Origin of the sequence: Nitrosopumilus maritimus SCM1 (assembly GCF_000018465.1) — an archaeon.
In the GTDB taxonomy this organism is placed as follows: domain Archaea; phylum Thermoproteota; class Nitrososphaeria; order Nitrososphaerales; family Nitrosopumilaceae; genus Nitrosopumilus; species Nitrosopumilus maritimus.
The window spans coordinates 945,910-960,571 of record NC_010085.1 but is presented as its reverse complement, the minus strand read 5'-3'; the positions used below and the strand labels follow the sequence as shown (position 1 = coordinate 960,571).

Sequence of the window (14,662 nt, the reverse complement as noted above, 5' to 3'; positions counted from 1 at the left end):
CGGTGAACCAATAGAGCGATACAGAATTGATTATACTTCTGCTAATTCATTTGTAGAAGGTCAATACCAATCAGAGTTTGTCACTCACCCAACAACTGTAGTTGACATTGAAGACTTGGAAAACGGTGTAGAATATCAATTTAGAATATCTGCTGAAAACGAAGTTGGATTTGGTGACCCATCTGCACCAATAACTGCAACACCAGTTGATGGCCCAAGTCAAGTTACTGGTCTTAGTGGACAACGAGGTAATGGTGAAGTCTCACTATCTTGGTCTGAACCATTTGATGGTGGTGTAACCATTGATACTTATGTAATTGAATACTCTAAAGATGGATTTGCAAATACTCTTACTCAAACAGTAACTGGACTTCCACCAGTAACTAACGCCGTAATTGGTAACTTGGAGAATGGTGTGACCTATGAATTTAGAGTATATGCACAAAACGATATTGATGATGGACCTGTATCTACTACAATATCTGTAACTCCTGCAACTGTTCCAACCCCACCAACTAACTTAATTCCAACATTTGGTAGTACTCAAGTATCCCTTGGATGGACTGCATCCTCTGATGATGGCGGTTCTGACATTGATGATTACATTGTAGAATTCAAACTAAAGAGTGAATCTGATTGGCAAGTATTTAATGATGGAGTAAGTGATGTTCCTGGAGCTACAGTAACCGGTCTTACAAACGGACAAATTTACGAGTTTAGAGTAAAGGCTCACAATGATGTTGGTAACAGTGACCCATCAGAAGTTAAAGAAGCAACACCTGCTGCACCTCCTGCTGCCCCAGAGATACTAACTGCTGTTGGCAGTGATGAAACAGTCACAGTAACATGGAATCTTGCAGCTACAAATGGTGCACCAGTTACAGAGTATGAACTACATTACTCTATTGATGGATTCGAAAATGACATTGACAATATTATTGTCGTTGCAACACAAGAAACCGGACCAATATCTTATCCAGTAGAAGATCTTGAAAATGCCCGTACATATTCATTCAAGGTTAGAGCAAACAGCATTGCATCATTTGGACCATTCTCAAACACACTTGATGCTGTTCCATTTACAACACCAAACGCTCCAACTGACTTGGAAGCAACTCGCGGTAATGGCGAAGTTACACTACAATGGAACAAACCAGACTTTAACGGCGGCTCACTAATCACTTCATATGTAGTAGAGTATTCCTCTGACAGCTTTGCTACTGATCCAGAATCCCAAACTGTTACACCATCTGATGATCCAATAACTACTGTTATTTCTGGATTAGACAATGGCACATTGTACTCATTTAGAGTAAAGGCAGTTAATGCTGCAGGTGAAGGTGCATTATCTGATATTGCAACTGCAACTCCTGCAACTGTACCTGCTGCCCCAACACTTGACACTGCAACACCAGGAGATGAATCTGTACTACTTGGATGGACTCCATCTGAAAATACTGGCGGTGATGCATTAATCGATTATCTGATTCAATTCAGAGAATTAGATGCAACCAATGATGCAGAATCTAACTGGACAACCTTTGATGAAGGTAATGGCGGTGTTAACGTTTTGACCAGCATTACTATTGATGATCTAACAAATGGTGTAACTTACGAGTTTAGAGTATTTGCCAAGAACACTGTTCCAGGACAAAGTCTTCCATCTAATGTTCTTTCTGCAGAACCTTCCTCTGCACCTAGTGTGCCTAGAGACCTTAGAGTAACCAACATTGGTGATGAGTTTGTCTCAATTTCATGGTTGGCACCAGCAGATAATGGTGGCGATGACATTGTAGGATACACAGTACAATATTCTGATGACAACTTTACCACTATCTCTACACAAGAAATTGTTCCTGTTTCCGGTGTCTTGCCAACAGATGCAACAGTATCTAGTCTAGAAAACGGTGTAGATTACCAATTTAGAGTCATTGCTCATAATGAAGATGATGATCCACAAATTCCAGATTCAAGTGACCCATCTGACCCAGTAACTGGAACTCCTGGAACCGTACCTGGCATTCCAACTGATCTAGTCGCAACAACCCTTTCTGGTACTGAAATCCAACTAGTCTGGCAAGCTCCATCTGATGATGGCGGACGTGCAGTATCTGGTTATCTCATTGAGAGACTAGGTACTGATGGTGCATTTGCAGAAGTAACTACAACAACCATACCTGTACCTGAATCACCAACTGCTAGTGACACTACATTTACTGACACCGGACTATCTCTTGGAACCACATACACATACAGAGTATCTGCAGTTAACGTACTTGGAACTGGTGACCCATCAGACACAGATGATGCTACAACATTTGACTATCCATCTGCACCTGTACTTGATGCTGCAATACGTGGAAACGAACTTGTAACCTTACAATGGACTGCTCCATCTGATAATGGTGGAACTCCACTAGAAAATTACATTGCTCAATTCAGATTACTAGGTGCTAGTGATTGGACTACCTTTGATGACGAAATTTCATTATCCCCAACTGAAATTAATGTAGATTCTGGTTTGACTAATGGACAGACCTATGAATTCAGAGTTATTGCTGAAAACTCTGTTGGTGAAAGTGAAGCCTCTAATGTCTTACAAGCAAAGCCTGCAACCACTCCAAGCAAACCTCTACAAGTTGGAGCAGAATTTGGTGACAGACAAGTATCACTTACATGGTTAGAACCAGAAATTTCTGGTGGAGAAGACATCTTTGATTATATCTTAGAGTTTAGACTTGCATCCCAAACACCAGAAGCTTCATGGCAAACATTTGATGAAGGCCTTGGTGGCGTTAACACTAACTTATCTGCAATAATCACTGGTCTTACAAACGGACAAACTTATGAGTTTAGAGTATCTGCTGAAAACGATGTAGGTGTTGGTGATGTATCTGATGTTGCAACTGCAACTCCTGCAACTGCTTCAAATGCCCCAACCGCACTTTCAGCTACTGCAATCTCTGGTACTGAAATTACACTCTCATGGATTGCTCCACAAAATACTGGTGGATTTGCAATCACTGGTTACTTGATAGAACGTCATGATGGTGATGGTAACTTTGATGACGTTACAACCCTATCTGTATCCTTACCTCCACTACCAACTGACACTACATTTACTGACACCGGACTATCCCAAGGAACCACATACACATACAGAGTATCTGCAGTAACTCAACTTGGACCAGGTATTGCATCTGGTACTGACAGTGACACCACATTTGATGTTCCAGATAAACCCGAAATTACCTCTGCAGACCGCGGCAATACTCAGGTAGACCTTTCATGGACTGAACCTGCAAACAACGGTGCGGCAATAACTGCATACTTGGTACAATACTCTGATGATGGTACATTTGATAACACTACTCCATCTGTAACTTTGGCAACAGCTGACCTTACTGAACTATCTACAACCATTGATGGACTAGAGAATGGCGAAGAATACTCATTTAGAATTATAGCAATCAACTCTGTTGGACAAAGTGATCCATCTGATATAGTCACTGCAACTCCAGCCACATTCCCAGATGCCCCAACAATTACCTCTGCAACATTTGGTGATGGACAAGTCACACTAACTTGGACCGGACCAACAGAAGATGGCGGTTCTGATGTACTTGATTACACTATTACAATCACTTCATCTCTTGGAACTGACACTCTAGTTGTTCCAAACACTCCATTTACCCGACTAATTGATGGACTTGACAATGGTGTCTCTTACACCTTTACCATCTCTGCTAGAAACGATGTTGGTTCTGGTCCTGACTCTGCACCTGAAACTGTAATCCCTGCAGCAAAACCTGATGTTCCAACAGACCTTGAAGCAGAAGCAATCTCTGGTACTGAAATTGATCTTACATGGCTTGCACCAGTAAACACTGGCGGTCTAGGAATTACTGGTTATCTAATTGAAAGACATGATGGTGATGGAAACTTTGCAACTGTTACAACAACTTCTGTTTCTGTACCTCCATCTACTGATGATACAACATTCAATGATACTGGATTAGAACTTGGTACCACCTACACATACAGAATATCTGCAATAACTGGTGCTGGTACTGGCTCTTCATCACAACCTGCAAGTGATACCACATTCAACGTACCTGACAAACCAACAATTACTGAAGTTAATGTAGGTAATAATGAACTTGAAATTGTTTGGACCGCTCCAACAGATAACGGCGGCTCTCCAGTAACCTCTTACACTGTAGAATACAAACTAACCACTGATAATACATGGCAATTATCCCCAGTACCTCCAGCTGATGGCGCCCTTGATGTAACAGTCATTGGACTTGAAAACGGTGAAGAATACGAGTTTAGAGTATATGCAATTTCTACTGTTGGCACAAGTTTGCCTTCTGATGTTGCAACAGGAATTCCTGCAACCACCCCAAGTGCTCCACTCAATGTAGTTGCTACTAGAGGTGACACCGAAGTTTCATTAACATGGGATCTTCCAGCAGATGATGGCGGTTCTGCAATACGTGATTACCTAGTTGAATATGCATCAGCTGAATTGAACCTTATCTATACACCATTCGTTGAACCAGAAGAAAGCACTGACAGATTTACAACTGTGACTGGTCTTACAAACGGTGTTGAATATACATTCAGAGTACAAGCAGTAAACGAAATTGCTGCAGGAGATTACTCTGCAGTAACTGCTGATTCTGCAGCAGTTCCAGCAGGAGATCCATCCACACCAGTAATTAGTACAGTAATTGCTGATGATGAGCTAGTCAATCTTACATGGCTTGCATCTGATGCAAACGGTGGAAACAACCTAGTATATCGCATTGAAACTTCTACTGATGGATTTACCACATTAATTGAAGATCCTGCTCCAACTACCTCTAACTTGGTATACAATGTTGATGACTTGCAAAACGGACAGGAGTACTCATTTAGAATAACTGCAATTACTGATGCAGGTTCTAGTGACCCAACTGCCCCAGTAACTGCAACCCCATTTGCATTACCAGATGCACCAGTGCTTGATGGAAGTCGCGGAAACACTGAAGTCACTCTAACATGGACGCAAGGAGATACCGGCGGATTTGCAATTCAAGAATTTGTAATTGAATACACTGCTGATGAATTTACTTCAGATACTCCAATTGTAAGAACAAATGACGATGATGACGACGATGATGACGACGATGATGACGATGGTAATGGAAATTCATCTGTTACATCAATTACCGTATCTGCTGATGCTGTAAGTCACACTATAGAGGGATTAGCAAATGGTGTAGCATATGACTTTAGAATATTTGCAAAAACCAGTATTGGATACAGTGCATCATCTAATGTAGTTACATTTACTCCTGCAACTATTCCTGGAGCTCCAACTCCACTTAGTGCTCAATTCGGTAATGCACTTGTAACTTTGACATTTTCAATTCCATCTGATAATGGTGGTGAATCTGTAGATGACTTTGTAATACAATACAGATTGCAAAGTGCTTCTGAAGATACACCATTTACCACATTTGCAGATGGCTCTGACACATCAACTACTGTTACTGTTACTGATTTGACAAATGGTGAAGTGTATGACTTTAGAGTCATTGCAGTCAATGAAGTGGGTCAAAGTGATCCTGCAACTGCATCTGCAAAGCCTGCAACCACTCCTGGTGCACCTGATGCACTTCAGTTAGACTTTGCTAACCAACTAGTATCCCTTGAATGGGCAGTTCCAACTGATGATGGTGGTGATGAGATAGATGATTACATTGTTGAGTACAGTCTTGATACTTCAGAATGGATTGTATTCCCAGATAACGTAACTCCCGCAAATTCAACTGCTGTAACTGTTACTGACTTGATTAACGGATTCCAATACTTCTTTAGAATATCTGGTGTCAACATAGCCGGAATTGGTGAGCCATCTGAATTCAGAGCAACAACTCCAGCTACCTTGCCTTCTGCCCCACGTGACTTGGAGGCAACACGAGATAATACTTCAGTACATCTAACTTGGAATGTTCCAGAAGACTTGGGTGGCGCTCCACTATCTGCCTACATGGTAGAATATCTCCCACCTGGACAGTCTACCTGGATAAAGTTTGGTGATGATTTGCCAGCAACCCAGACCAGCGTAACTGTTGATGGTCTAACTAATGGTGATCAATACCAATTTAGAATTACTGCAAAGAACACTGCTATAACTGACTTTGGACCAGCAAGTGATACTGTATCTGCAACTCCAGCTACTACCCCAACTGCACCTAGAGACCTAGTTGTCATAGCTGGCAATAACCAGGCAACATTATCTTGGAATGTTCCAGAATCAAATGGCGGTGATTCAATTACCGATTACAAGATTGAAATTAGAATTGCTGGTCAGGATTGGGATGTATATGATGATGGAGTCAGTACAACAACTCAAGGAATAGTAATTCCAAATCTTACAAATGGTGTTACATATGAGTTCCGTGTTACTGCAATAAACTCTGTAAATCCAGGTCCAGCATCTGATGTAGTTCCTGGAAAACCTGCCACTATTCCAACACCACCAAAGAAACTAGTTGTAATCCCAGGTGATACAAAGCTTGATGTAACTTGGACAAAACCAACTAACAACGGTGGCTCTGCAATTACATCTTACCTTGTGCAGTACAGCACCGATGGCACATTTGATGCCAGTACCCCATCTGTTACAGTAACTGATCTAACCAACCTCATGGTTACTATCTCTGGTCTTGAAAATGACGTGCCAATTCATGTTCAAGTAACTGCAATTAACGGTGTTGGTTCTAGTGGACCTGCCGGACCTGTAATTGGAGTACCATCTCTTGGTTCATCTTCTCCTGTAGGTCTATTTGCTGATGCAATCTCTGACACCGAAGTCTTTGTATCTTGGAGTCCTCCACAAGAATTGGGTGACAGAACCCTAGAAGGATTTGTACTTGAAAGATTAGACGCCAATGGCAATGTACTTGAAACATTTACAATTAATGATCCAACAAAACTAGACTTTACTGATACTGGATTACTACCTGGTACTACTTACAAGTACCAAGTATCTGCATTACTCTCCTTAGAGGGTGCTGATACTGTACAAAGTGACCCATCAAGCAGAACCTCAGTAACTACTTTGGATGCCCCTGGTGCACCTCTTAGCCCATCTGCAACTCCAGGAAATGCTCATGTTGATTTGTCTTGGTCTGCACCAAACGATGGTGGCTCATTAATAACAGAATATAGAATTCAATACAGCACTGATGGTACATTTGATGAGACAACTCCAGAAATATCTGTATTTGGTACTTCAACTGAACCACCTCAAACATCTGTAGATGTAACCGGACTTACAAATGACCAAGAGTACACTTTCCGTGTTATTGCAGTAACTGTAATTGATACTAGTTTGCCATCTGTTACTGTAACTGCTACACCATATACCGTACCTGATGCACCATCTAATCTAACTGCAAATCGTGGACCTGGAGAGGCAAAGTTAAGCTGGGGTGTACCTAATGATAACGGCCGTTCAATCACACAATACGTTGTAGAATATACTGATGCTACTGATGGCATATTTACTGTTGCAAATACTCTAACTGCAACTGTTTCTGCCAGTGAAACAAGTACTACTATCACTGGTTTAGGTATAGGTAATTCATTTACATTCAGAGTTTCTGCTGAAAACTTGGCAGGACAAGGACCTCCATCTGACTCTGCAATCGCAACACCAGCTACAGCACCTGATGCTCCAACTGGTTTGTCTGCTACTCGTGGTGACCCAGATGTTTTAGCTATCTGGTTTAACCCACCAAGTGATGGTGGCTCACCAATCTCTCACTATGTATTAGAATATACTACAAGTCCATTCTTTGTTCCACCAGAGATTGCTGACTTTACAAGCAAGACCAACGTAATTACTGAATCTACTTCAGTTGAATTAGATGATCTTGAAAATGGATTATACTATTACTTTAGAGTACGTGCAATCACAACTGTCGGCTCTAGTATTCCAACTGATCCTGTATGTTTGGTAAATGGTGGTGGCTCTAATTCTGCTGCAAATGCTGGCGGTGCATGTATTCCAATGTTTGATAGACCTGTATTCCAGGACACCATAATCGGAACACCATTTGATGCAGCAGCAGAATTGAGATGGAATACTCCTGCAGCTGATAACGGTTCTCCAATTACTGGTTACCAAGTACAACGTCAAGTAGTATCTGGTACCTCAGTAGTTCTCGAACAATTTAATCAGAACCAAATCATCTACGGTTTCGATGACTTGACGATGGATGATATAGATGGATTAGAGGACATTGACTTTGATGAATTTGATTTCGTTGACTTTGATGAGTTAGGTTTGACCGAAGAGGAGATAAACAAACTACAAGGTATCACTAGTCTAGTTATTACTGGACTTGAAAATGATAAAAAGTATGTATTTGAAATTGCACCAGTTAACGAAGCCGGTCCTGCACGTTCTACAAACACTGTAGTAGTCGTCCCACACGCAGAAACAGATGAGGAAGAGGACTCTATATTTGTAGAAAATCCAGATATTCCAGATGAGGAAACAATCCAAAAACAACTCGGCCTTGGATTACAGGAAGGAAACTTTATTCCACCATCTTCCAGCTTGGTAGATGCTGACAAGTTTAGCTTCTTTGATCGTACTTTCAATCAGAATCAGGTCTTTAACACTAATGTAACTGATGCAGAACTTGACAAACCAAAAGATCTTGCAGAGAAATTCGGACTTACTAAATATCAAGTTCCAAAAGAACTAAAATCTGGTCAGATTTGGGCTGTTCCTGGTGCTATCATAGAAGTTGAAGGTGATGAAACCTTTGAGGAGATTGTGTTGCCAGATCCACCTGGTACTCCAACAAACCTCTCCTACATTGGTAGTGATAGACGAGTTGACATTACATGGGATGAATCAACAGGAACTGTTGATAGATATCTACTAGAATTCTCTCTTAATGATGGAGAAGAATGGTTAATTGTTGAAGAAAAGGACGATAACGTTCCATCCTTCTCTAAAGATGGCATGGTAAATGGTAAAGTCTACTTGATTCGTGTATCTGCTGCAAATGCTGGCGGTATCAGTAACTCAACTTCTCCAATACCTGTAAGTGCATTTACTATACCTGGTAAGCCATTTGATCTTACCACCCAATTTGGTGACAGCCAAGTAACCCTGTTGTGGAGTGCTCCAGTAAATAATGGTGGTGAAGAAATCACTAACTATGTAATTGAATATTCCTCTGATAATGGTGCAAATTGGAATGTGTTTGATGATGGAACAAGTGCTGACCCAACTGCTACAGTAACAGGTCTTACAAATGGACAGGAATACAAATTCAGAGTTTCTGCTGAAAACATTGCAGGTGTAGGCCTACCATCAAAAACTGCAAGTGATGTTCCTGCAACCCAATCTTCCAGACCTACTGGTCTTTCTGCAACTCCTGCATTGGATTCCATCACAATAACATGGAATGCCCCTGAAGACATTGGAGGTGCAACTGAAATATCTGGATATGTAATTGAGAGAAGTATCTCTTCAGGATTCTTTAATCCATATGTAGATGATACTGGAAGTGCTTTGACTAGTTTTGTAGACACTTCACTATTTTCAGGAACTGATTACTCTTACAGAATAGCTGCAATTACTTTGCTACCTAGTGGTGAACCTGTAGTTGGAGACTTTTCAGGTGAAGTGTCAACAACTACTCTGGACCTTCCAGATGAACCAACATCACTACAGGTATTTGCTGATAGAGGACAGCTTACCTTAACCTGGATTGATCCAGAGGACACCTCAGGATTACCTGTTCTAGGATATGAGATAGAACGACGTTCTACTGGTGCAGAGTTTACTACAATTGTAGAAAATACTGACTCTGATGAGACTATCTATACTGATTCAGGACTTAATGATAACACTTCATACTCATACCGTGTATCTACAATCACTGCTGCTGGTACTAGTGACCCATCTCAAATTGTCCGTGGAACAACATATGGTCTACCAAGTGCCCCACTTGACCTTGAAGCTGATGCAAAGAAGAAAAAAGTTCGTCTTTCATGGACTGCACCAGTAAATGATGGAGGAAGCCCAATTACTGATTACAAGATAGAATACAAGCTAGCAACAGATACTAATTGGTCTGTATATGCTGATGCTGAGCGTATAAAACCACAAGCAACTGTTGACTCTCTTACAAATAGCAAGATTTACCAATTCAGAGTTTCAGCTGTCAATGAATTTGGCGCAGGTTTGACGTCTTCAATTGTTCAAGCAAAACCCTCTGTTGCAGGTGCAACAGCAGCATATAATATCCAAGAGATACCTTCTGGCCAAGATGTATTCTTGCCACACAATGCTGAAGACACATTAGAAAATGGTGGCAAACTGGCTGGTCTTAAGATCAAACCAAAGAATACTCTAAGTGAAATTGCCATGACTTCAACATTCACAAAGGATGCTCCAACTGGAGTTACACAAGAAGCAAAGATGTATCTCAAATTCGAGTTAGACTTTGTTGAAGATGTGGAAACAGATGCTTCTGTACCTGGACAAGTTACATCTGTTGTTGCAACAGCAAGTGCAGGTAAGGTAGAGTTGACATGGAGTGCACCTGATAGTGATGGAGGTGCAGATATTTCTGGATACAAGATTGAACAAAGTACAGACAACAATACCTGGACTGTACTAGAAACTACCACTTGCCAATGTACTGATTATACTGATAACTCTCTAGAAAACGGTCAAACCTACTATTACCGTATCTCTGCAATCAACGCAAAGGGAACTGGCACTGCATCTGATGTTGCAAGTGCAACTCCACTAGATGTTCCAGGACCTCCACGAAATCTACAAACAACTCCTGGTAATGCTCAGGTTACACTTGCATGGGATATTCCATCTACTGATGGTGGAATTACTGCTGATAACGGTGGCTCTATAATTACTGGTTATGTCGTACACTATGCAATTGACACTAACTTCTGGAAGACCTTTAACGAGGAACCAATTACTGAACGTACTGTAGATGTAACTGGTCTTACAAATGGACAGAATTACAAATTCAGAGTATTTGCAGTTAATGAAGTTGGATTCTTACACCCCTCCCTTGTATCTAGTGAAATTCCAGTAACTGTGCCAGAAAGACCATGGGGATTGACTATAACTGCTCCATCACAAAACCAAATTAATCTATCTTGGAAGACTCCTCTGGATAACGGAGGCTCTACAATAACAGGTTACAAGATTCAAAAGACAATTGGCAAACCTACCACAAACTCTGTATGGAGTGATGCCCCATCTGGAACTTTAGGTACTGTCAATTCTTGGTCTGATACTAATCTTATTCCTGGAACTACGTACTCTTATAGAGTAATTACACTTACTGACGCTGTACCTGATGGAGATTCAAATAGTGCCTCTGGCGCTATCTTTGCTACAACATTGTCTGTACCTGGTGCTCCTAGAAACTTGACTCTGGAAGCAGAAGGCAAGAAGATTGTAATTGACTGGGTTGCTCCTACAAGTAACGGTGGAACTCCAATCGTCAACTATTTGATACAATGGAGTGATAATGGCGGAAGCAAATGGAACACTCTCAAACGTGATGCTAGTGCAGTAACTTCTGCTACTGTAAAATCATCTAACATTGTCCTTGGTACTGAATACCAAATTAGAGTATACGCTGAAAACACAATTGGACCAGGTCCAGCATCTTCAGTAAAGTCCGTTACTCCAACGACTATTCCAACTGCCCCACGTTCACTTGTGACAGATCCTCAAGATGGACAAGTAGTATTAAGTTGGTCAAAACCACTTTCTGATGGAGGCTCTGCAATTACTGATTATCTTGTAAGATACAGTGAGGCTGGAAGCGGACAATTTGTAACATTTGCTGATGGTGTTAGTACTAGTACTACTGCAACTGTAACTGGTCTTACAAATGATGTCACATATGAGTTCAGAGTTGTTGCTGTAAACTCTGTAGGTAACAGTCCTGCATCTACTGGTAAATCTGTTGCAGTTGGAGAGGGCAACTCATCTGAAGAAATTCACTCATTTGAAACAATTCAATTAACAATTTTGATGGGACCTGTAGAGGGCTCTGCACACCCAACAATTCCTGAAAACTCTGCAACTGCTGCAACAGCAGATCCTACTGATGACATTATTGCACCAGATGTCCAAGTTTACTTTATCGATGATAACAACAATACTGTCTTTGATGGAATCACTGTTGATAGATATCCTGCAGGTGACACTCTTACAGAATCAGCATACATTGTAACACTTGAACACTTCTCAACATATGGTGTAAACACAGTTCTCTCCAAGTTTGCAGTTGGCTCTGCAGGTCTTGCTACTGCTGGAGCTGCTGGCGGTAATGCTGCAGCACCTCCAATAATCACTGGTGCTTCATTATACTCATTTGGCTCTCCAAGTATAGATAATGAAGGAAAGATAGTTTACCAAAAGACTGGAAACTATGTCCCATTCCCAGAATATAGCAACTCTCCTGTTACTACCACACTTGAGGCTGGAAAACCATCTCAGATTGCTGCTAGAGTGTTCAATTATGGTGGCCCTGAAGCAGTACAACACACTGGCCTGTATCTTAACATGTTTGGTGAACAATATGAAACTGAACATAGTGATACCTATATTGAGTGGAGTAAAGATCATGACGGCAAGGAAGATGTTCTAGTAGTTGATCCTCATGGATTGATGAGTGGTGTTAATGTATCTACACAAATTGAAGATGATTTGCTATGGGTATTGTTTGATCTAACCTTTGAAAAGGAACTTGAGACATCAAATATCAACATCAATGCATGGAATAACCATAGATCTATTGGTGAGGTAGTTGCTTACAATGCATTAGAAGTAATTGATCCTGCTGAAACAACACTTGATGAAGAAATTAAAACCTCTGTTGTTAGTGACTCTTCCTTCTACTTGGTAGAATCAACTGCACAGGATTGTGATGAATACTGCTATTTGCCATTCCGTGTTGGCATAAGTGATAATGAAATTACATGGACCAATACTGATCCTGCAGTCAGAACCATAATCAGTGGTGATCCAGTTGGAGGATTTGATGACAACTTTAAGAGTGTCTTCATCTTTGAAGGCAGTTCTTATTCTGCAATAATTGAAGACTCTGGATATTACACAACATATGATCTACTAGAAGAAGATTATGCTGGTACAGTATTGGTAGAAGTATCTGGTGATCCTATTGTTGATGCTAGAGTCTACGAAAGACCTACAATGCCAACTCATCATACTGCAAGACAAATTGTCTCTGCAAACTCTGACGGTTTACTTGGTGCAGATCTTTCTACAAATGGCTTTATCAAACTATTTGGAACTGTTGAAGGTGTAGATACACGTCAAGCTGTATTGATAGACATTACTAAACCAGATGGAAGCATAGAAAACATCAAGACCTCTTCAAACAATGCTGGAGACTTTACTATGATTTATGAATCTGGCCAACTAGATGACGGTAATTATGTAATATCCTTTGGAACATCTTCCAAATCTGTAGCCACTGCTTTCCTCAGAGCAGATGCTGGTAAGATAATCCCAACATTTACTGCTCAAGAGACTGTCGTGGAAAGTGCTGAAACCTTTGCCAGAACACTTGATCCAGAATTGATATTGACTAATACTGATTTGTCCGAATACGATGACACATTACATATTGATGGAACTGTTAATTCTGGTTATTCCTCTGTGAAAGTATCTGTTGAATTCCCAGATGAAACTGTACAAGAATTTAACGTCAAACTTAGCTCAAAGGGAACATACTCTCTTCCATTAAAGCAATCTGAATGGCCATTTGGCAAATACACAGTTTCAGTATCTGATGAAAGAACTAACTTTGCCACTGAAACATTTGAGCTGATTGATAAAGAAGATGTAATAACATTTGATGGAGAACCTGCAAAGAAGGTAGAAGAAAAATATCTCATTGCAGATGTAACAACTCAAGTCATAGAACTTGATTCCGACTATCTTGAAACAATCAATGAGTTTACAGATGAAAGCGAACTCGGTTCATTGACAGTTACTAGACCTGATATTACAAAATCATCTAGCATGCTAGAAATATCTGGTACCGTTAATTTGCCTGGAATACAAGGAGAACTAATTGAACTCAAATTGACACTTCCAAATGGAGATGTAGATGAACTCAGAACAACTGTTACATCTACAAATCAATTCCAGACTATACTTAATGATGCATGGATTCCAGGAGAATATCATCTTGAAGCATCCTTTGAAGGAACTGAAGTTGTAGACTTGGTATTTGCAATAGGATTGCATTCCTCAGAGAGTTTGATAAGTGCACTTGACTGTCCAACTGATGTATGTGCATCTATCTCTTCTGACACTATTGATGATAGTAAATCTGCACCAATCATGATTGAAGTCAAAGGAATATTTGAAAACATAGATTCAGATGAAACCTTTGATGTTGTGATTATCAGACCAGATAACACCCCTGTCGAACTCACTACAACTCTTGCTGGTATGGATCATCTCACACAAGTATTCCATGCAGAAGAATGGATGAAGGGAATATACACTGTGACAGTAAGTTATGATGACAAGCAGATATCTGCAACATCCTTTAGAAAGTAA

1 protein-coding gene (cut by a window edge) is annotated in these 14,662 nt (G+C 40.5%); it reads left to right on the top strand.

What is annotated here, in order from left to right:
• On the top strand, positions 1–14,662 hold the 3' portion of the coding sequence (locus tag NMAR_RS05750) for a fibronectin type III domain-containing protein (protein WP_148680135.1). 14,276 nt of this gene lie to the left of the window's left edge; only the last 14,662 of its 28,938 coding nucleotides appear in the window; its start codon lies beyond the left edge, outside the window; its stop codon occupies positions 14,660–14,662.